Annotated in this window: 19 protein-coding genes; 5 read left to right on the top strand and 14 right to left on the bottom strand. The window is 39.0% G+C overall.

From position 1 onward, the window contains the following. The first annotated feature begins 109 nt into the window (after nucleotides 1-109). Nucleotides 110-1,438, top strand: a complete 1,329-nt coding sequence (locus tag NST73_RS03575; protein WP_056408143.1) for a 6-phospho-beta-glucosidase — start codon at nucleotides 110-112, stop codon at nucleotides 1,436-1,438. A gap of 33 nt (nucleotides 1,439-1,471) precedes the next feature. On the opposite strand, the gene NST73_RS03570 is transcribed toward NST73_RS03575, so the two are convergent. Next, nucleotides 1,472-2,119 (bottom strand): DUF3885 domain-containing protein, encoded by a 648-nt coding sequence (locus tag NST73_RS03570; protein WP_342499387.1) that lies wholly within the window; start codon nucleotides 2,117-2,119, stop codon nucleotides 1,472-1,474. Nucleotides 2,120-2,232: 113 nt separating this feature from the next. Between NST73_RS03570 and NST73_RS03565 the strand changes: the two genes are divergently transcribed. After that, on the top strand, nucleotides 2,233-2,433 hold the full coding sequence (locus tag NST73_RS03565; protein WP_024718613.1) for a hypothetical protein: 201 nt from the start codon (nucleotides 2,233-2,235) through the stop codon (nucleotides 2,431-2,433). 10 nt (nucleotides 2,434-2,443) lie between these two features. Here NST73_RS03565 and NST73_RS03560 read toward each other — a convergent pair whose 3' ends face one another. Next, the gene (locus tag NST73_RS03560) at nucleotides 2,444-3,358 is read right to left on the bottom strand and encodes an NAD(P)/FAD-dependent oxidoreductase (protein WP_342499386.1); all 915 of its coding nucleotides are present in this window, start codon (nucleotides 3,356-3,358) and stop codon (nucleotides 2,444-2,446) included. A 62-nt stretch (nucleotides 3,359-3,420) separates the two neighbouring features. Then, complete coding sequence (locus NST73_RS03555; RefSeq protein WP_024718615.1) at nucleotides 3,421-3,858, bottom strand: Rrf2 family transcriptional regulator; 438 nt, start codon at nucleotides 3,856-3,858, stop codon at nucleotides 3,421-3,423. A gap of 181 nt (nucleotides 3,859-4,039) precedes the next feature. On the opposite strand from NST73_RS03555, the gene NST73_RS03550 reads away from it, so the two are divergent. Continuing rightward, nucleotides 4,040-4,411 carry a hypothetical protein gene (locus tag NST73_RS03550; RefSeq protein WP_007496834.1) on the top strand — a complete coding sequence of 124 codons (372 nt, stop codon included), beginning with the start codon at nucleotides 4,040-4,042 and terminating at the stop codon, nucleotides 4,409-4,411. An 82-nt stretch (nucleotides 4,412-4,493) separates the two neighbouring features. Here NST73_RS03550 and NST73_RS03545 read toward each other — a convergent pair whose 3' ends face one another. The 8 genes from NST73_RS03545 to NST73_RS03510 form a co-directional block, all read right to left on the bottom strand. Beyond that, nucleotides 4,494-5,222 carry a hypothetical protein gene (locus tag NST73_RS03545; protein WP_024718617.1) on the bottom strand — a complete coding sequence of 243 codons (729 nt, stop codon included), beginning with the start codon at nucleotides 5,220-5,222 and terminating at the stop codon, nucleotides 4,494-4,496. Between the two features lie 255 nt (nucleotides 5,223-5,477). After that, nucleotides 5,478-6,455, bottom strand: a complete 978-nt coding sequence (locus NST73_RS03540; protein ID WP_144680092.1) for a tRNA-dihydrouridine synthase — start codon at nucleotides 6,453-6,455, stop codon at nucleotides 5,478-5,480. A 305-nt stretch (nucleotides 6,456-6,760) separates the two neighbouring features. After that, nucleotides 6,761-8,377 (bottom strand): DUF6119 family protein, encoded by a 1,617-nt coding sequence (locus tag NST73_RS03535; RefSeq protein WP_058336472.1) that lies wholly within the window; start codon nucleotides 8,375-8,377, stop codon nucleotides 6,761-6,763. 106 nt (nucleotides 8,378-8,483) lie between these two features. Beyond that, the gene (locus tag NST73_RS03530) at nucleotides 8,484-8,675 is read right to left on the bottom strand and encodes a hypothetical protein (RefSeq protein WP_058336471.1); all 192 of its coding nucleotides are present in this window, start codon (nucleotides 8,673-8,675) and stop codon (nucleotides 8,484-8,486) included. Nucleotides 8,676-8,681: 6 nt separating this feature from the next. After that, nucleotides 8,682-8,903, bottom strand: coding sequence for a type I restriction-modification system subunit M N-terminal domain-containing protein (locus tag NST73_RS03525; protein ID WP_058336470.1), 222 nt, complete (start codon nucleotides 8,901-8,903; stop codon nucleotides 8,682-8,684). 43 nt (nucleotides 8,904-8,946) lie between these two features. Further along, nucleotides 8,947-10,809, bottom strand: coding sequence for an N-6 DNA methylase (locus NST73_RS03520; protein ID WP_342499385.1), 1,863 nt, complete (start codon nucleotides 10,807-10,809; stop codon nucleotides 8,947-8,949). 195 nt (nucleotides 10,810-11,004) lie between these two features. Then, complete coding sequence (rlmD, locus tag NST73_RS03515) at nucleotides 11,005-12,390, bottom strand: 23S rRNA (uracil(1939)-C(5))-methyltransferase RlmD (protein WP_326241528.1); 1,386 nt, start codon at nucleotides 12,388-12,390, stop codon at nucleotides 11,005-11,007. 61 nt (nucleotides 12,391-12,451) lie between these two features. Further along, nucleotides 12,452-13,360, bottom strand: coding sequence for a diacylglycerol kinase (locus NST73_RS03510; RefSeq protein ID WP_007496845.1), 909 nt, complete (start codon nucleotides 13,358-13,360; stop codon nucleotides 12,452-12,454). 181 nt (nucleotides 13,361-13,541) lie between these two features. Here NST73_RS03510 and NST73_RS03505 point away from each other — a divergent pair, with 181 nt between their 5' ends. Next, a complete protein-coding gene (locus NST73_RS03505; RefSeq protein WP_135009857.1) occupies nucleotides 13,542-14,495 on the top strand; it encodes a nucleoside hydrolase in 954 nt (317 codons plus the stop codon). Nucleotides 14,496-14,723: 228 nt separating this feature from the next. Here the strand turns inward: NST73_RS03505 and NST73_RS03500 are convergent, their stop codons facing one another. Next, nucleotides 14,724-17,948, bottom strand: a complete 3,225-nt coding sequence (locus NST73_RS03500) for an efflux RND transporter permease subunit (RefSeq protein ID WP_327872507.1) — start codon at nucleotides 17,946-17,948, stop codon at nucleotides 14,724-14,726. A gap of 131 nt (nucleotides 17,949-18,079) precedes the next feature. Between NST73_RS03500 and NST73_RS03495 the strand changes: the two genes are divergently transcribed. Beyond that, a complete protein-coding gene (locus NST73_RS03495) occupies nucleotides 18,080-18,925 on the top strand; it encodes a TetR/AcrR family transcriptional regulator (RefSeq protein ID WP_039168537.1) in 846 nt (281 codons plus the stop codon). Nucleotides 18,926-19,107: 182 nt separating this feature from the next. On the opposite strand, the gene gatB is transcribed toward NST73_RS03495, so the two are convergent. Together gatB and gatA are read right to left on the bottom strand one after the other, a co-directional pair. Beyond that, complete coding sequence (gene gatB / locus NST73_RS03490; protein ID WP_007496855.1) at nucleotides 19,108-20,538, bottom strand: Asp-tRNA(Asn)/Glu-tRNA(Gln) amidotransferase subunit GatB; 1,431 nt, start codon at nucleotides 20,536-20,538, stop codon at nucleotides 19,108-19,110. A gap of 13 nt (nucleotides 20,539-20,551) precedes the next feature. Next, entirely contained in the window at nucleotides 20,552-22,009 is a 1,458-nt protein-coding gene (gene gatA, locus NST73_RS03485) for an Asp-tRNA(Asn)/Glu-tRNA(Gln) amidotransferase subunit GatA (protein ID WP_007496857.1), read from the bottom strand. Between the last annotated feature and the right edge of the window lie 2 nt (nucleotides 22,010-22,011).

Raw genomic sequence — 22,011 nt, 5'->3', positions numbered from 1 at the left:
TTTACGCACAAGGTACTCTCACGATAAGCTATAGATGTACAAACAAATGATAAAAGATTGATTCACTCTATTATAACATTGTGCGTTACATTATTCGGAGGTGCAGAACATGGCAAAAGGATTAAAGGTTGTCACAATCGGCGGAGGATCAAGCTATACACCAGAACTTGTCGAAGGATTCATTAAACGGTACGAGGAATTTCCAATTAGCGAACTTTGGCTCGTCGATATCGAAGCAGGTAAAGAAAAGCTTGAGATCGTCGGAAATCTTGCAAAACGCATGGTGAAAAAAGCAGGGCTTCCAATCGAGGTTCATTTAACTTTAGATCGCCGGAAAGCACTGGTAGACGCTGATTTCGTCACAACACAATTCCGCGTCGGATTACTGGAAGCACGTATGAAGGATGAACGTATTCCTTTAAAATATGATGTCATTGGTCAAGAAACAAACGGTCCAGGCGGTCTATTCAAGGGTCTGCGCACCATCCCTGTCATTCTTGAGATTGTGAAAGATATTGAAGAATTATGCCCGGATGCTTGGCTTGTGAATTTCACAAATCCAGCTGGTATGGTCACAGAAGCCGTACTTCGCTATTCAAACCACCGCAAAGTCGTTGGACTATGTAACGTACCAATCGGCATTCGCATGGGCATCGCCAAAGGACTTGATGTCGACGCAAGCAGAGTCGAAGTCAGCTTTGCTGGATTAAACCATATGGTCTTTGGACTGAACGTGTTCTTAGATGGCAAAAGCATCATGGATCAAGTGATCGAAGACATGGCAGATCCAAACTCCACCATGTCCATGAACAACATTCACGCCATTCCGTGGGATGCAGATTTCTTAAAAGGGCTTGGTGTGATTCCTTGTCCGTACCACCGCTACTATTACAAAACAAGTGATATGCTGGCTGAAGAAAAGAAAGCAGCAGAGAATGAAGGAACTCGTGCAGAAGTCGTCCGTGCACTAGAAAATGACCTGTTCGAGCTTTACAAAGATCCTGATCTTGATATTAAGCCGCCACAGCTTGAAAAACGAGGCGGTGCTTACTACAGTGATGCAGCATGTAACTTGATCGCATCCATTTATAACGACAAGCATGACATTCAGCCTGTAAACACGATCAACAATGGCGCCATCAGTGACATTCCAAATGATTCTGCCGTTGAACTGAACTGTGTCATCACAAAAGACGGCCCAAAACCAATCGCTGTTGGTGAAATGCCGGTCGCTGTCAAAGGACTTATTTCTCAAATTAAATCCTTTGAACGTGTAGCCGCTGAAGCAGCCGTGACAGGCGACTACAACACAGCACTTGTCGCCATGACCATCAATCCGCTCGTCCCATCAGATGCCATTGCAAAAAGCATCCTAGATGAAATGCTAGAAGCACACAAAGAATATCTGCCACAGTTTTTCAATAAAGTAGAAGCATAAAAAGAAGCCGCACTTGTCAAAGTGCGGTTTTTCTTATTTCCCGGCAAACAACTGATCCATCTGAGCACGGTCATAGTCTAAGAGCCAGTGCTGTAAACCTTCATAAACTGGACGCAGATGTTCTGGATCTGCCGCAATAAGATCACAGCCTCGATCATCATATAAGTGGAAAATCATCTGTTTTGAGAGATTGATGAGATAAATGTCATAACCAAGCTTTCCTTTCATGATTTGATTCGGTTTGTAGAAATCCTCTTGGCAGATGGCTTGTAATAGCGGGCGCAATCGAATATCTTGCAGCTGACACTTGAGTGTAAATCTCTCTCTTTTCATTGTTTCTTCTTGTTTTGGTTGTACATAGGTCAAACGCTCGTGACGCAATCGGTGACGCACTTGTCGGTCGGCATATTTTTGATAAACAAGGAGCTTTTGCTTCGTTAATTCATGTTCATGCTGCGTATAGACATCCGTGACAAGTAGAATATCGTCTTCTGGATCAAAAGCATATCTGATAATTTTTAAAGCCCGATCGCCTGCTTTTTCTAATACAACCGATTCTTTTCCTAATGACCAATCTGCCACTTCAAAGCGAAGACCAAAAGGCCACCTATAAAAAAGAGGCGGTGTGAGGACAAGATCAGGAAAATGACTTTTTAAAAAACGATTGGTTTGATTGCTCATCTCATGTCCTTCCATTGGTTTTATATCTTATTTTACCGTTGAAACTGATGGAAATTCAATTGGAAATAAACTGTCATTTCTTATATGATAGAAAGAGATGGAGGTGTGACCAATTGAAAAAATGGTTTTTACAGGTGTTCCTCACCGCATTGATCACGATGTGGATACAGGCTGGACTTGATCAGGCGAACATCATTCATATCAACAATGTATGGGTCGATGTCAGTAGCTGGATCCTAATCTTCTTTGTCATCTACGCACTTTTTGAATGGACTGCTCACGTCTTAGTAAAACGGAAAATCGCTCATCGCTGAACATCTCTTTTTACAGAGATGTTTTTTGTTGAAACTCTTCCTGCACAAGTTCATGAATGACGCCCATTCCTGCCTGACTTCCAGCTGCTGCTGCAAGAACAAGCTGAGCAGGTCCGCCTAAATTATCACCACATGCAAAAATACCGCTGACGGTTGTACGCCCAAGAATATCTGTTTCAATGCCCCCATTTTTCGTCATTTGACAGCCTAGTTTTTCAGCAAAAGGGGTTGACTGCTTAAAATCACATGCGACAAATCCGCCTTCTCTTATCACTATCTCTCCATTTGCAATCTGAAGAGAGCGTAGCTGACCATTGTCATGATGGATCGCTACAATTGGCACATCAATAACTTGAATAGAATGTGCTGATAACAGTGCTTTCTCCTCTTCAGCTAACACTTGCTGTCCATTTGTAAACACAATCAAATCCTTTGTCCAATTGGAAAGAAGTTTCGCCATATGCAAAGCGCGCTGGTTCTCTGCAATCAGGGCAAGTGGCTTGTCCTTCAGCTCCCAGCCATCGCAGAAAGGACAGCTAAACAACGTCTTTCCATACACTTCATGAATCCCCTTCATTTCTGGCAGTATATCCTGAAGTCCTGTTGCCAATATGATTTTCTTCGCTTCGAATCTTTCTCCTTCTTGTGTCAGTAATGCGAAGTTGTCCTCATGATTTTGTATCTCCACAATTCTGCTTCGTTTGATTTGGATATTGGGGTAGTTTTGAAGATCCGCTTCTCCCGCTTGTCTGATCTCAAACGGTGTCATTCCATCGTTTGTAATAAATCCATGTGATTCCTGAGTCACCCGATTTCTTGGCATCTCGTCATCGAATACTATTACCTGTTTTCTGCCCCGCCCTACAACAAGTGCTGCATTTAATCCGGCTGGTCCGCCTCCGATAATGGCACAATCTAATATCATATAAACCGCTCCTTCATTCAAGACTTTAAAGACTCTTAATATCTATAATTGGTTCAAAAAAATCACATGTTGAAAAATGGATTTTTTTCTGTCTGCTCTATTTGACTTGCAATATCAACTAACCGCTTTTGACTTAACGTCTCCTGCATTTTTGTTTCAACATCCTGCATGACTTGTTCAATCAAACAGCCATCGTGAGGCATGAAAGAATCATGTGCTAAGGAACAACGAAATAAATGGGTTTGTCCTTCTACCGCCTGAATGACGTCTAAAAACGAAATGTCCTCTTTCTTTTTCAGAATGGTGTAACCACCTTTTGCGCCAGGTGTTGATTCAATCAATCCTGCCTTCACAAGCTTTGTTAAAATTTTAGATAAATAGGTAGGTGAAAGATCTTGCATCTTGGCGAGAGGCTCAACGCCTATTGCTTTCCCCTTTGGTGCAAGGGTTAAAAAGACCATCGTATGAAGCGCATAGTTGGTCGCTTTAGAATATTTCATAGAAACATTCCTTTCTATCTATTGTAGACCTTTTATATCTGTAATTAATCATAGAGGATTCAAGAAGAAAAAGCAAGTATTGTGGATCTGCTTCTTTTTTCATTCCACATTTCACATTTCCTTCCGATAATAGAAGTAAGCACGAATAAAAGCTTGATGAAGACTAGAAGGAGTGAAAAAAATGTCAGATCAACAGCACAATGCAGCACACGAAGAAGAAGAGGAATTTAACGTATACGACATGCTTCCACCCGCAGGAACAATCATTGGCGAAGCAACAGAAGAAGAAATGGAAGCTGCGGCAGCATTAGAAGTGAGACATTACGCCTTTATGCGTCTGCAAGACTCGTACATTCAATTTGATGGATCTTCTTATAAAGAATTGCTTAAAGACTTTCAAGAACTAGAATTTGATTCTGCAAAATTTTGGAGAGCCATCGCACGACGCCTGCAAGTCCCATACGAATGGCCAATCCGAATCGACCATGCAAACGGCCCTATTTATATTGGTGAAACAGAAGATAGCCGTGATGTTGAGGAGAGTGCAGAGTAAAGGAATTGGTGACCCCCTTTTGGTGAGGGGGTCTTTTAACTCACTTATCATTTAAACGTTATAGATGAGGTCTAAAAGAGTTTCAGTCACTTTCTTTGTGCTCAAGTTTGCTAATAACTCTATCTAATATACTTTCATAAAGTTCAGTTTTTCTATTCATTAAATGCTTTTCTTTCAAAAAGTATAATGATACGATTACCCCACAAAAAAATATTGTCACACCATTCATATAGTAAATTACATACTCGTTGACTAAGGGGAAACGCTCACTTATATATGTTTTATAAGTATTCATTATGTCAGGATTAAATATTACTGTCGTTATTACCCCGAAAATAACTGCTATAAGTGAGTTATATAAAAAATCTAAATCCTTTCTTCCTGAACTAACTCTGTGATATAGATTTAATGATTTTAGTTTTTCTAAAGCATTCTGATTATAATTCTCTTTAGCCCATTTCATAACAGAGACTTCAATTTCATCGATATTTTCCACTGCCTTACTAATTTCAGAATATTGGTGAGGGTAGTCCTTTTGTTTAGCTACTTTAAAATACAAAGGATCTTTTCTAAATTTTAGAAAGCTGAAATAAGAGAACAGCCAATATATAAAAGCTATATCAATTATGCTACTTAGAAAAAAACCACTGTATTCAATTATCCATGTCTGGTTAATTAAAACGCCTACCAGTGCTATTAAAAACAAATACATACACAGTTGAGCAAAGAATACAGATAATTTTTTTGAGGGAACGAAAATTTTTTTTAAGATTCTATATATAACTTCAACACTTTTTTTGAACACTAACACACTAATACCTCCCATAATTATATCGACAGTAATTTTTTATACATAAGTATAATTTTAATTTCATATCACTTTAAGTTAAATAACATGATGTTTATTACTAGAATATTAATGAATTTAATTAATACTGTTTTAAGACATTAAGATAAACAAGTTACAAAATAGAAATACCAAGAAGTTTAGTATAATCACGAATATGTAGTGCAAAAGAAGTAGTCCTGATTCAAGAAAAAAGAGAAGGGCCCTCCCTCCTCTTTTTCATAATGATTGCTCCTTATTTCTCGCTTCAAATTCATCTAGCATTGCACGCACTTCATCTGTTGATGATGTGTTCATTAATTGGTTTCTTAGGAAGCTCGCTCCTCTGAATCCTTTTACATAAATCTTAAAGAAACGATGCAGTGCCTTAAATGGACGCAAACCTAATGAAGAATATTGATCATGAAGATCAAGATGTAATCTTAAAAGACCTAAGAGTTCGTCACTCGTATGCTCTTTCGGCTCTTTTTCAAAAGCAAATGGGTTATGGAAAATCCCACGCCCAATCATCACTCCATCTATTCCATATTGCTCAGCAAGCTTTAAGCCCGTTTGACGATCAGGAATATCACCATTGATCGTCAAAAGCGTATCAGGTGCTACTTCATCACGCAGTTTTTTTATCTCAGGAATAAGCTCCCAGTGCGCATCTACCTGGCTCATTTCCTTTCTAGTACGAAGATGAATCGATAAATTCACAATGTCTTGCTCCAAAATGTGTCTGAGCCAACCACGCCATTCATCGACCTCTGTAAACCCTAGTCTTGTTTTCACACTAACAGGTAATCCCCCTGCTTTTGCCGCTTGAATCAGCTCTGCCGCAACGTCTGGACGAAGAATCAATCCACTGCCCTTTCCGTTTTGCGTAACATTAGGGACAGGACAACCCATATTAATATCGAGCCCCTGAAATCCTAACTCCGCCATTCCAATGCTCATTTGTCTAAAGTTCTCAGGCTTATCTCCCCAAATATGAGCAACAATCGGCTGCTCATCCTCGGTGAACGTTAATCGGCCTTTCACACTTTGAATGCCATCAGGGTGGCAGTAGCTCTCACTGTTCGTAAACTCCGTAAAAAACACATCCGGTCTCGCTGCCTCACTCACAACATGACGAAACACAACATCTGTCACTTCTTCCATTGGTGCTAATATAAAAAATGGCCGTGGTAAATCACGCCAGAAATTTTTACTCATCTTTCATCCAATTCCTCTCATGACATAGCGCCTTATGGGGCATGTCCTTCTGTAAATTCTTTCAGCAATTTTTATCATTATATACTTTAATATGAACTAGGCAAAATTGCAAAAAAGGACATTTGGTGATGAAATGTGGGGGGAAATATTCATTTCACTTCCAAATATTATTTTTTGGTGCATATTGAACAAACAAAAATAAAAATATCCCGATATCAATGCTTTTCTCGAAATCGGGATGACTCTCAATAGATTACTGATTAATTACAAGGCTTGCTACAAATTCCACGTGCCTGGATAAACTACTACTGCTTATAATTTATATATACAATCGGATTAAGTCCCTGCAATCGAACTTCTTTTTTCCACGAATCTAATTTGTTTTTCAGCATGATCATATTCAAAGTACTTAAATCAGGTTGTCCATTTTCATTAAGAGGAAGTGGTTGTCTCTTTAATACTAACCAAACTGCGACATTCTTAATTGCCGGCATTCCTTCTAATGTATTATGTTTATACATTTTCAAAGAACTTATAGATTGATCTACTGCATAACATAAATTTGAAGATTTACTTCCTATTTTTACTGCGTACATAGTTTCATCTTTGTATAAATCCATTAACTCTATCTTTGCACCTGCATAACTATTTGTAACTCTATCGTAATTTTCAAAACCATCTCTCACTCTTAAAAGATTAAAAGCTCTTTCTGCATAGTATTTATTCTTTAATTTTTCTTTTATTTTCGAATCTCTCAATCCCTCGAATTCAGTCTCTTCTTTTTCTGCATTAAATTTTTCATCAATAAAATCCTGATGAATTGAATCGCTAAAATCATACTCCTGATTATAAATCACTTCTATTTCTGAAATAGAATCCTCTAAGTACTTTTGATAATCATCATTATAGTGATACCATATTCCTTTATTTAAAACACACCTATTATCATCGTCTACATAATCAATTAAATTTTTAATTTTGTCTGTTCTAATAGATTTACCGTTATTAAAACTTTTTACCTTGATATTGAGAATCTCTCTAGATAATTCGATTTCTTTTTCTTCAGCGAACTTTTCTACCTCAGCAAAATTAAGACTTTCTATTTCTTTTCTTTTATGACCGTGCCATAGCTCAAAAAATGTATCTTGATTATTAAATATCTCTGAAACCCCAATAATATCTAACTCAGAAATAGTTATAACATTACTATTTTCCTCAATCTTTGAAAATAAGTTGGCCTCTAGTTTTATTAAGAGATCTTTGTCCGTCACATTATTAAATACGGGGATTTTATATATTTCATCTTGATTTAATGTTGATTTTATAAATTTTAATAGCTGGCTTACATTTTCTAAGCTTGAAACTTTCAAATCGAATTTTATAGATTTTCCAAATTCGACAGTTTCCCCAATTAATGGATTATTGAACTCATCTAAGTTTAACTTTGCCTTTAATTTTGCAAATGACTCACCACTATCAAACTCCAAGGCTTCGTAATTTATATATGTACTAATATTCTTATTCCTTTGCATATTAGGTGATAATAAAGTAGTCGTTTTAATCTCTAAGTATTTCATTCTTCTAGCAAATTCGAATGCAAAATTTCTATCACAATACTTATCTACTAAGAAAAATGCACTCCCAAATGTCACCGCATACATTTCATCATCATACTCAAGTACTAGCACTGCTTTTGGTTGTGTTTTGACTGACAACAACGATTGTTCAAACTCATTTAAAATCCAATTCCAACTAATTTCTTTATCTACCTCTTCATTTATTTTAAATAATGAAAATGAATATTTTTCTCCTTCCTCATCTTCTAACGCTTTATTTCCAATATAAACCAGTTTTTCTTCTAAATAATTAAAAAAAGTTCTATGATTTCTTTCATCAATTTTATATAAATTTATTTTATACATTTTTACACCCCTAAATTGATTCTATATTATTAAAACCTTAATAAGTTTTAATATTGAAAATATTATGTTTCTAAGAAAAGCTGGGTTATTTCTATTCCCAGCTAGATTAATAATAGATCTCCTCAGCATTACGGTTAATTATATCAATAATATCCAAAATTCCTTTTGCTTTTGGCAATTGATCTTTAAAGACAACCGTAATACCACCACCTAATGTTTTGATAAACGGAAAAATAGTAGTTACCATTTCTTGATGCATTTCTTCTGCTGGTAATTGTTTAAATTGAGTCCAGCGCATTTTTGGCTAATGTTCTTTTTGTATATCTGTAAAATCAGTTGGCATTTCAGTAAAAATTCCTGTATGTTCTAAGCCTAAAAAAGACGATTCTTTTTCTTTATGTAATTCACTTTCGTCTAATCCTTTAATAAATAGTAAATATGTTAATTGTTCGATATTTGTTAATGGATTTGTATTTCCTTCTGTCCAAAGAGTTGTCCAAATCCCATCAATTTTATTTAATTTCACCTGTAATCATTTAAGTTCCTTCTTATATCAGAAATCCTAGCCTTTACAAAAGTGTAAAAGCTTTATTGATTCCCATTGCTTCATATACTTCAAGCTTAAGTTCTTTTTGACGTGCTTTTAGACGTACTAATTCTTCGTTAATTTTACCTTGTTCAACCTCGAATATCTCAACAACTTTCTTCTGTTCGTCTATTGATAGTAGCGGGACAGGTAGTTCTTTTAAACCCTTCATTGATAAATTCATAATTGTTGTACCCGCTGTATGTTTATCGAAGTAGAATTGTACTATCGGCGATTCTAAGTATAATAGCAAAAATTTTGGATCTAGTAATTCACTACAACGAATGCCTGCAAAGTTTTGAGATAGTAACACATCATCACAATCACTAGTAAATAATGCTGCTTTACGATTTACTCCTCGAATAGATAATAAAACATCGCCTTGTTGTATACGGTTATTATTGATTTTGGCATTATTTTTAATAGAATAACGTGTTACACCTTCCAAATTAACCACACCATCTTGAATATCAGAAATTTTTAAAACAGCGTATTCTCCGCTTTCATCCTCATCTTTTGCTGAGGCGTTAAACCCGCGATAAAAATCAACTAATTCTGATAATGGCTTCGTTGATACATTATTTAAGCCATCCATATCAATTGCAACAGTACCTAATTCACTTACTTGTGTCTCCGTTTTATAAATATAGTTACTTGGTGTCAATTGTGCTAATTTAATATCATCGTTAGTAATAAATTGGCTAATTTTATCAATTTCTTCACCCGCAGAAATTATGTCATTAATTAATCCAATATTTTTTTCACTTAATACAACATCACGTTTATTAGATGTCTCACCTAGATCTTCAGCATTTACCATTAAAATTTTACCTTTACGTGATTTGGGCTTATTTTTGTTGCAAAGTAAAAGCACCGTTTTAATACCTGTGTACGGTTGTAGTAACGGTGGAAAAGAAATGACTGCTTCTATTACATCAAAGTCAATTAAACGTTGACGGATTTCTTTTTCCGGACCACCTCTAAATAAAACACCCGCCGGTAATAAGAAAGCTGCTTTTCCATTTTCTTTTGTTGCACTTAACCCACAGCTTAAAAATGTTAAATCACCTTGGGAACGAGGAGGAATCCCATAAACAAATCGATTAAATGGATCATATTTCATATCAATTTGTTGTTCTTCTGTTAAACGGAGTCCAAATGGCGGAGCCATAAACACCCGATCAAATTGAACTAGTTTATTTCCTTCTACATATACTGGATTTTTTATTAAATCGTCTATTACAACTGTTCCCTCAATGTCATTTAAGAATAATCTTAAACGCAATACTGTTGCAACTGTAGGATTGATATCTTGTAAAGCTAAACGACTATTTGGTACTTTTTTCGCTAACATTATTGCAGTCTGACCATAACCTGCTGTTCCATCGTGGAACGTAGTATATTCAGAAACCTGATCTACTAAATATTTTGTAGAAATCTTATTAATACTTTGTGGTGTCAAGAATAGATCTCGACTTTCCATTCCTACGAATTCGATTAACTCATCAAAGACTTCACCTATATATAGTTTTTTTAAATTCTGTTCGATGTTTAAAAGGACATTCACTAAAGCATTTATGTACTTTGTATTAAAAGTTTTTTTAAATACTTCTAGCATTAAATTTTTAAAGTGCTCTTCGAGTTGTAACTCAATAATCATCTTTTCTACTTTTTCTAAAACATTTTGGCTTTGAATTACTTTTGTAAATTCAGAACCATTTTGTTTTGCTATTGCTAAAATTGTACCTGTTGTTAGCAGAACAGTTTCCGAATTACTTAAGCTATTTGTAAAGTTTAGTGTTTTAATACTTTTGTATACTTCTTTAGCTCCCTTTTTTCTTTCCATACTTAACTCCTTCTAAAGTAAGTTTTTATATCATAAGTTAAATATAATACACAAAAACAGTATAGTCAATACTAACTTTTTGTATTGTTTATATAAATTTAAGGTAATTAGAAATTGTTCTAGTAAGAAAGGCGATAGTTCATAACAACTTCGTAAATCCTTTCGAAGAATAAGAATAGGCAACAACCACAAGGGTTAGTTGCCTTCTTTTAAAATAAGTTGCGCCACACATTCCACATGTGAGGTATGCGGAAACATATCCACCGGCTGCACTTCCTCCGTCACATACCCACCATCTTCAAGAATACGCAAATCACGAGCTAGCGTCCCAGGATTACAGGACACATACACAACACGGTTTGGTTTCATCTTTAAAATCGTATCAAGCAGTGCTTCATCACAGCCTTTTCTTGGTGGATCGACCACTAGCGTATCTGCTTTGATACCTTCTTTGTACCAGTTTGGGATAACAGTTTCTGCTTCACCGACTGCGAATTCAACGTTGTTAATCCCGTTTAGGGCAGCATTGCGTTTTGCATCTTCAATCGCTTCTGGCACAATTTCTACGCCATAGACTCTGCCTGCTTTTTGTGCGAGAAATAAGGAAATTGTACCGATTCCGCAATACGCATCGATCACGGTTTCTTCTCCTTGCAGCTCGGCATATTCAAGCGCTTTGTCGTAAAGCACCTTTGTTTGAGCTGGGTTCACTTGATAAAATGAGCGGGCTGAAATGGCAAATTTGATGTCGCCAATCGTGTCATAAATGTATTCTTCTCCCCATAAAACGGTCGTTTCGTCTCCGAAAATGACATTTGTCTTCTTTGAATTCACGTTTTGCACAATTGACCGAACATGTGGGAAGCGTGCTATAATCTGCTCAATCACCTGTTGCTTTTGCGGAAAATCAGCCGTTCTTGTGACAAACACAACCATCATTTCACCTGTTGCCATGCCATAGCGAACCATGACATGACGGAGCCAGCCTTTATGCCGCTCTTCGTTATATGCTTTGATGCCAAACGCATTGCAGATGTCTTTTACTGCCTGTACCACTTCGTCATTTTCTGATTGCTGGATCAAGCATTTTTCCATATCAATGATTTCATGGGTACGCTGCTGATAAAATCCAGCAACAAGTCCGCCTTCCCGTTCGCCAACTGGTACTTGTGCTTTGTTTCGGTAGTTCCAAGGGTCTTCCATGCCGAGTACAGGATGAACTTTTACACGGCTCATATCAAGCTTGCCGATCCGCTCCAATACGTCCTTTACTTGTTTCTGTTTAAATTGCAGCTGACCTTCATAGCTCATGTGCTGGATTTGACAGCCGCCGCACTGCTTGTAAATGGGACATGGCGCATCTTGCCTGTGCTGACTTTCCTTTGTCAGCTCCATGAGTCGTCCAAAAGCAAATCCTTTTTTGACACGTGTGACTTTAATTTTCCCTTGTTCGTCAGGAAGGGCATTCGGTACAAACACAGGGAAACCCTCAATTTTCGCTACTCCTGCACCTTCGTGCGTTAAATCTTCGAAGGTTACATTGTAGTATTCATTCTTTTCAACAGGCGGTTTCATTTTCACCAATTTTATCACCTCATTTGCAAAGAAAAACTTGGTCGCCATAAGGAACCAAGTTTAGTCTTCACCCTATTTTTTCAGCTGTTGCTTTTGGCACAATAAATTCAATATGGCGATACAGATTTTCAAATTCACCTGGCAGCATGCCGCCGTATTCACCATCTAAATTCAATTGCATTTTATCTTTTACATCTACCTTCACGCGATTCGCTTTTGCGTAGATGACATTGTTATCATGAATATGCTCGCCTCGAAGTGCAAGACTGACCACTCGAATGGCTTCTGCTAGATTGACCTTCTTTAGAATGATCAGGTCAAACATCCCGTCATCTAGAATGGAATCTGGTGCCAGCTTTTCAAAGCCGCCTACTGAGTTTGTTAGTGAAACAAGAAACAGCATGATTTCTCCATGAAACAATTTGCCGTCATATTCAATTTCGACTTCTGTCGGGCGAATGGATGGTAGCATCTCCATGCCTTTCAAATAATACGCAAGTTGTCCTAGCATGGTTTTCAGCTTACTAGGCACTTCATAGGTCAGCTCTGTTAATCGGCCGCCTCCCGCAATATTAATGAAATACTGTCCATTCACTTTACCAATATCAAGCGGCTTTGCTACACCATCAATGATGGCATCTGTCGCTTTTAAAATATCTTCTCTTGGAATGCCAAGTGCTCTAGCGAAGTCATTGGTCGTTCCAACTGGAATGATTCCTAATTTTGGTCTTTTTTCAAGCGGTGCTAATCCATTGACGACTTCATTAATCGTGCCGTCTCCACCAGCTGCTACAATTAAATCAAAATCTCTCTGTGCGGCTTTTTCGGCTGCTTGTGTTGCATCTCCTGCACATGTCGTCGCATGACAAGATGTTTCATAGCCAGCCTGTTCAAATTTTTGCAAAACCTGCGGTAAATTCTTCTTAAAGAGTTCACGTCCAGATGTCGGATTGTATATAATTCGAGCACGTTTCATTCATCATCATCCTATTATCATTATGCAATCTATTTTCACCACTAACAACCTTTAATTATACTATGAGATTTGAAAATGGCAACAGAACAACCCCCTAATATTTGAAATCTCACGGTACGTTTCCCTCAGCAGATCAGCATTCTGATAAGATAAAAGAAAACGATGAAAAGGATGGCATGCCATGAAAAAGCCTGTCTATTTCAACCATGACGGCGGTGTTGATGATCTCGTGTCCTTATTTCTACTTCTTCAAATGGAACACCTGAAAGTGATCGGGATGTCTGTGATTCCTGCTGATTGTTATTTAGAGCCTGCGCTGAGCGCCTCTCAGAAAATTATTGATCGATTTAGCCCATATGAGATTGAAGTAGCCGCTTCCAATTCTAGAGGTGTGAATCCATTTCCAAAGGAATGGCGCATGCATGCTTTTTATGTAGATGCCCTGCCGATTTTAAATGAAAAAGGCGCTATTGATACAAAAGTATCTAAGCTTCCTGCACATCTTCACCTGATTGAAACGGTGAAAAAGTCAACCGAACCTGTTACGCTGCTCTTTACAGGACCGCTCACAGACCTTGCACGCGCCTTAGAAGAAGATCCTTCCATCTCAAATAAAATTGAGAAACTGGTATGGATGGGCGGCACATTCCTTGAAAAAGGCAATGTAGAAGAACCCGAGCATGATGGAACAGCAGAATGGAATGCTTTTTGGGACCCTTATGCTGTGAGCACCGTATTTCAAGAGCGTTTTCCAATTGAAATGGTCGCACTGGAAAGCACGAATCAAGTCCCGCTCACACTCGATGTCCGTCAACGATGGGCTTCCCTTCGCTCTCACATCGGGATTGACTTTATTGGACAATGTTATGCCTTTTGTCCGCCTCTCATTCATCACGAAACGAACTCGACTTACTACTTATGGGATGTGCTGACCACGATCACTCTTGCATCCACCTCATTTACCCGTTCAAAAGAAATGAATGCAATTGTTTATACCGAATCGCCAAGACAAGGACGTACCGAAGAACATCCAGATGGAAAATCGATTCAAGTCATTGACCACGTTGATCGAGATGCCTTTTTCGAGGCCTTTGAAGAGCTTATGAGAAAAGCGGTTTGTCAGATTTCATCATAAAAAAGCCCCGCTAATAAGCGGGGCTCAAATTGTTGACACAGGGCTAAAATGAACTTGATTTTAGCCCTGTGTCTTCTTTTCAGCGTGATAGAAAACCTTTGCATTCTAGGAAGGACGAGTACCGGCGCGGAGCGAATTTGACATTCGTGAGCACCGGCACGCAGGACTGGCAAAGAATGCGAGGGTTTGTCTACACGCTGAAGCCCCGCTCATGAGCGGGGCTTCCTCTTACTCTTCTTCAGCGTACTTTTTCTTACGTCTAAACTTGCTTAAGATTTCATACACGATTGGCACGATGACCAATGTGAGAAGTGTAGAACTTGTTAAACCGCCAATAACGGTGACGCCAAGTCCTTTTGATACGATCTGACTTCCGCCTTCAAAACCTAATGCGAGTGGCAGCAATGCACCAATTGTCGCAAGTGCCGTCATTAAGATTGGACGTAATCTTGTTGTACCTGCTTCAAGTAAGGCTTCTCTTGTTGAAAGTCCTTCTTTTTCTTTATGAATCACTCGGTCAATCAAGACAATGGCATTTGTTACAACGATTCCGATCAGCATCAGCAATCCAATCATGGCATTTAAGCTGATGGTTTCTTTCGCTACAAACAATCCAACGAGTGCACCAATAATCGTAAATGGAAGTGAGAACAGAATCGCAAATGGTGCAAGACCTCCGCCAAATGTAATGACGAGAACGAGGTATACAATAGCAATCGCTGCAAGCATTGCGAGTCCTAGCTGTGTAAAGGATTCCTCAATATCCGCACTTACACCACCTGTATCAATCGTAACGCCAGATTTTAAATCAAGCTTGTCAACTTTCTTCTGGACATCTTGTGTCACACTTGATACGTCGTCTGTTGTCATGTCACCAGATACTTCAGCGTAAATCTTCCCATCACGCTTTGTCACAGTGTTTGCTGTTGTGCCATCTTTCACTTTCACCACATCGCCAATTCGGACTTGTTGTCCTGTTGGTGTTGTGATCTTTTTATTCTCTAGATCTTTTTTACTCTTGTATTCATCTTTTTCCGTTTGAAGCTTCACATCTAGTTCTTTGCCGTCCTCTGTTACTTTCGTCAACGTTGTTTCATTACTTTGAGGAGCGATCGCCTGTGCGATTTGTGAAGCGGTCAAGCCTAGTTTCGCCAGTTTTTCTTGATCTGCATTAAACGTATATTCGTCATACTTCTCAGATAAGCTTGTGCTGACGTTTTTCAAGTTCTTCTCATCTTTTAAAATGTTCTCGACATCTTTGACTGTGCCTTCAATATCACTTGCTTTGTCACCGTACACATAGTACGTCACTGTATTGCTTGCGCCAGCAGATGAGAAGTCTTGTGATTTCCATTCCCCTTTAGACGTTTTGTCTTGAAGGGCTTTAACCACACGATCTTTTTCTTTATCAAAGTTCGGTGTGTCATCGTCGTATTGTACGAAGAATAATGCACCGTTAGAGTTTCCACCAACACTTGCTGTCAGTGCATTTGAAGAGCCTAATGAATATTGAACCGTATTGACATGATCCCGTTTCATTAAGTAATCTTCTGCCTTTTTCGTTTCAGCAATGGCTTGTTCTCTCGTTTGTCCAGGCTCTGGCGTGTATGTCACCATTGCCGTTTTTTCTGCTTCCTGTGGTAAGAAGCTAACACCGACAAGTGGTGCGAGGAATAAGCTTCCGACCAGCATCAAAATCGCAATTCCTGACGTGATCCATTTATGGTTCAATGTCCAATTGAGTACACGTCTATAACCACCAGCAAGTTTGCTTGGTTTGTGTTCTTTTACCTTTTTCGCTTTGCCGTACAGGTTCTTTTTAAATAGGCTGTGAGCCATCATTGGAACGATTGTAATGGCGACAAGTAATGAAGCCATTAGAGCAAACACAATGGTTAATGCAAATGGGATGAATAGTTCACCAATCATTCCACCCACTAGCGCTAATGGCAAGAATACCGCAATTGTGACAATCGTCGAAGACATAATCGGAATAAACATTTCTTTTGTTGCTTCTCTAACGAGTGCTTTGCCTTTTAACGGTTCATCTTTTAACGCCATTCGTCGATAGATGTTTTCTATGACGACAATCGAGTCATCGACAACACGTCCAATGGCGACTGTCATGGCACCAAGTGTCATGATATTTAATGTGATATCTAGCTGATTTAATAATAAAACAGCAATCAACAGGGATAACGGAATAGAGATGACCGAAATTAATGTTGATTTGATATCTCGAAGGAACAACATGATGATAATGATCGCAAAGATTGCTCCGATGATCGCCTTGTTCAGCATTGTGCTGACAGATTCTTTAATCGGCTCTGCTTGATCATATGTCGTGCTGACTTTGATTCCTTTATTGTCTTTTTTGAATGTTTCAAGTTCTTTTGTGACTGCTTCTGCTACACTCACTGTGTTGGCATCAGAGCCTTTGACAATTTGCAGACCGATACTGTCTTTTCCGTTCGTTCTAGAAATCGATTCTGCATCTTTCACGACTTTAATATCTGCAATCTCAGAAAGTTTGATCGTCGGCAGCTCTACCGATTGACCGCTTGCTGCACCTGCACCAGTTTGCTGCTGAGCTGCTGCCTGCTGCTGACTTGCACTTCCAGCCTGTTGATCAGCACCTTGAGCTCCTGCATTTCCTGAGCCGCTAGAAGGCGCTCCAGCTCCTGCGCTTCCCGCACCGCCGCTTGCACTTGGTGTAACAGGAATTCGCATGTTTTTCAAATCTTTAACACTTAAAATATTGCCATCCACTACGACTGATTTTTGCTTGTTGCCAAATGTGTATAACCCTAAAGGTACATTGACATCAGAGCCTTTAATCATGTTTTGGACAGTTTCTTCATCTAAACCATATTCCTTTAATTTCTTTTGTTTAAAAGAAAATTCTACTTCTTTGATTTGTTGTCCAGAAGCTTCGACAGAAGAGACACCATCTAAGCCTTGAAGAGAAGGAATAAGGTCATTTTCCACTTTTTGTGTCAGGTCTTGTAATGATTCTTTATCACCAGAGACACTAAGAGCTAAGATTGGAATCGCATTGATGCTAAAACGTGCGATTTTTGGTTTTTCTGCATTTTCTGGGAAATTGATATTGCTAATGGCATCTTCAATTTCCTTCTTTGCTTCATCCATATCTTTATTGTAATCGTACTCGATTTGAATCGATGAGGCATTTTCAAAAGAATTAGAAGTGACCACATTCACCCCATTGAGATTTTGTATCGACTTCTCAATTGGATCTGTCACCTTATCTGATACTTCGTCCGGCGTTGCGCCAGGATACGTTGTAGAAACCGTAATGACTGGAGTGTTGATATTTGGGATTGATTCTTGTTTCATATTCAATCCGGCATATAGACCAGCAACTGTTACGATAATCGTCATGAGCCATACAGCGAACTTGTTCTTTAATACAAAATTGATGATCGAATTCATTATGTCCTCCATTTTCCTTTATGTATTGACTGACTGGTCATTCTATATCATAATAAACGGTGATATACAATGCCGTCAACCATTTCACTTGCGTTTGACGTAACATTCTAAAGCTGAAGGGGCCTTATTTCATGAACGAAAAAAAAGAAAAGATCATTAAAGCAAGCATTCAGTTGTTTGCGAAAAAAGGTTTTTCTTCTACGACCATTCAGGAAATTGCAGATGAATGCGGAATTTCTAAAGGTGCATTTTATTTGCATTTCAAATCAAAAGAACAGCTTTTCAACAGAGCGTTTGAATATTATATCGACACGTCTATGCAAAGTATTGAAAAGATTCGAAAAGAAAATCAACATCTTGCGCCTAGAGATATCTTTCAGAAACAAATCGCTGAACAGTTCCAGCACTTTGCTGAGAACAAGGATTTTATCATTTTGATCCTCAGCGAGAACATTATTCCGGAAAACCAGCAAATTAAAAAGTATTCCAAAACGGTTAAAAAACAGATGAATGATGAAATCCAAATTTCTATTTTGACCACGTATGGACAGGAGATCGAACCATATATAACTGACCTGTCAGTCATGATTCAAGGAATTATCCAATCTTATGTGCAGGTACTGCTTTTGCAAGATCAGATGCAATTATCATGTGATGAGCTCTCATCCTTTATTCTCGACCGATTTGATGATTTGGTGCATGGGCTTCTCCGTTCTCATGCGAAGCCGATTCTGAAGCAAAACATTTGGGATGATGAAGCGCCAAATGCCGCTACTCTTCAAGAAGAGCTTCGATTGTTAAAATCTGAGCATCTGCTTTCGGATGATACCCTTGTATCCATTGAAGTTATTGAAGAAGAATTGGCCAAAGCTGAGCCTCGCAAGCCGGTCATTCAAGGGATGCTGACAAATTTAGAAACGTGTGAGGACTCCGCTGTCCAAAGAGCTGTGGAACAATTGAAGCTATTCCTCCAATGACAATACGTGGCGATGTTCACTTTAGTTCACCTTTATCCCCTTCGAATATGTGCTAAAGCTTATGCTTCATTATAAAAAAAGAACCAATGAATTGATATACGGCGGTGGTCTGAATCTGTGATAAGACCCTGTCATATCCATCAACAAAAAAACCGCCTCTTCCATGAGGCGGTTTTTGCAATTTATCGTTTTTTGATTTCTTCGAGAAGAATCTTGTTGACCATCGGCGGGTTTGCTTGGCCCTTCGATGCTTTCATGATTTGTCCGACTAAGAAACCAATTGCGCGGTCTTTTCCATTTTTGAAGTCTTCAATGGATTGCGGGTTGTTATCAAGTGCTTCTGTGACAAGTTTGAGCAGTGCACCTTCGTCAGAAATTTGGACAAGTCCTTTTTCTTTGACGATTGTTTCTGCGTCGCCCCCATTTTCGATAAGTTCTTTGAATACCTTTTTGGCAATCTTAGAAGAAATCGTTCCTTTTTCGATAAGCTTGATCATACCAGCCAGTCCTTGCGGCGTTAGCTTCGTATCTTCCAGCTCTTTTTGAGCCGAGTTCAAGTAGGCAGATACTTCACCCATGAGCCAGTTTGATGCTTGCTTCGCTTCAGCACCTTCTGAAATGGTCGCTTCAAAGAAATCAGACATTTCTTTTGTCAGCGTCAGTACCATTGCGTCATATGCAGGAAGTCCAAGTTCATCAATGTAGCGTTTGCGGCGCTCGTCTGGAAGCTCTGGAATGGATGCTCTTACGCGTTCTTTCCACTCGTCATCAATATACAGCTCCACTAAATCTGGTTCTGGGAAGTAGCGGTAATCATCAGAACCTTCTTTGACACGCATGAGGATCGTCTTTTTAGACGCTTCGTCATAGCGGCGAGTTTCTTGTTCGATCAAGCCGCCAGAAAGCAATACTTGCTCTTGGCGTTTTTCTTCGAACTCAAGACCTTTTTGGACGAAAGCAAATGAGTTTAAGTTCTTCAGCTCTGTTTTCGTTCCAAACTCTTCACGGCCGATCGGACGAAGAGAAATGTTGGCATCACAGCGCAGTGAGCCTTCTTCCATCTTACAGTCAGAGACGCCTGTATATTGAATAATGGATTTTAATTTTTCTAAGTAAGCATACGCTTCTTCTGGCGTACGAATGTCAGGCTCAGATACGATTTCAACAAGTGGTGTTCCTTGACGGTTGAAATCGACGAGTGAATAACCGTCGCCTGTGTGCGTCAGTTTTCCTGCATCCTCTTCCAAATGAAGACGTGTAATACCAATTCGTTTTGTTTTGCCGTCTACTTCAATTTCAATCCAGCCGTTTTCACCGATCGGTTTATCAAATTGAGAAATTTGATACGCCTTTGGGTTATCAGGATAGAAATAGTTTTTACGGTCAAATTTTGTATCAGTTGCAATCTCACAGTTCAGTGCCATTGCTGCTTTCATCGCAAAGTTCACCGCTTCTTTGTTCAGCACAGGCAGTACGCCAGGATAACCAAGATCGATGACACTTGTTTGCGTATTGGCAGCCGCACCAAAAGGCGTCGGTGAGCTTGAGAAAATTTTTGATTGTGTTTTGAGCTCTACGTGGACTTCAAGTCCAATTACCGTTTCAAAGTTCATTCTGATTCACCCCTTACAGTTCAGGTTTTGCTTTATGATGATCTGTTGCTTGTTCGAAAGCGTGTGCCACGCGGTAAACGGTTCCTTCATCAAAGTGTTTACCAATGATTTGTAGTCCTAATGGAAGACCATTTGCAAATCCACAAGGCACACTGATTCCTGGAACGCCTGCAAGGTTAACAGGGATCGTTAAAATATCGTTTGCATACATTGTGAGTGGATCGCTTGTCTTTTCACCAATGTTAAATGCCGGAGTTGGTGTTGTTGGTCCTACAATGACATCATACTTTTCGAAAACATCTTCAAAGTCTTTTTTGATCAGCGTACGGACTTTTTGTGCCTTTTTATAGTATGCATCGTAATATCCTGAGCTTAGAGCGAATGTGCCAAGCATGATGCGGCGTTTCACTTCGTCTCCAAAGCCTTCAGAACGGGTATTTTTATATAAATCAATCAGGTTGTCTGCATTGTCTGTACGGTAGCCATAGCGAATACCGTCAAAACGCGCAAGGTTTGCAGATGCTTCTGAAGATGACAGTAAGTAGTACGTCGCAAGCGCATATTTAGAATGCGGCAGAGACACTTCTTCCCATGTCGCACCAAGTCCTTCTAATACTTTCAACGCTTGAAGAACAGACTCTTTTGCTTCTTCGCCAACACCTTCGCCAAGATATTCTTTTGGCACAGCGATTTTCAAGCCTTTGATGTCGCCAGTTAATGAAGAAAGGAAATCTGGGACATCGACATTTGCACTCGTTGCGTCCATTTGATCAACACCAGAAATCGCTTGAAGAACATATGCGTTGTCCTCAACATTACGCGTAATCGGCCCAATTTGATCTAATGATGAAGCAAATGCGATTAAACCGTATCTAGATACACGGCCATACGTTGGTTTAAGACCAACAACACCACAGAATGATGCCGGCTGGCGAATGGAGCCGCCTGTATCTGATCCAAGAGAGAATGGTACTTCTCCAGCTGCAACAGATGCTGCTGAGCCACCACTTGACCCACCTGGAACTGTATTTAAATTCCACGGGTTTTTCGTTGCTTTGAAGCCTGAGTTCTCCGTAGAAGATCCCATCGCAAATTCGTCCATGTTTAATTTACCGATTGTGACAGCTTCCGCTTCTCTTAAGCGGTTCACAACGGTTGCATCGTAAATAGGATCGAAATTTTGCAAGATTTTACTTGATGCCGTTGTACGTAAATCTTTCGTCACGATGTTATCTTTGACACCGATCGGCATACCGAACAATAGACCAAGCTCGTCCTTTTCACCAACGGCCTCGTCCAATTCTTTTGCGTACGCACGTGCTTTCTCTTCGTCCAGCGCTAGGAATGCTTGTACTTTCCCGTCTACTTCATGGATTCGTTTATAAGACTCGTCCACTAAATCAGAAACAGACAGTTCCTTTTTATGTAAAAGCTCTTTTAATTCAGAAATTTTGTGGTCAAACAGTGACATGC

Source organism: Bacillus sp. FSL W7-1034 (assembly GCF_038593365.1).
Classification (GTDB): domain Bacteria; phylum Bacillota; class Bacilli; order Bacillales; family Bacillaceae; genus Bacillus; species Bacillus altitudinis.
The sequence above is the reverse complement of the archived record's forward strand: the minus strand, read 5'-3'. Positions and strand labels throughout refer to the sequence as shown.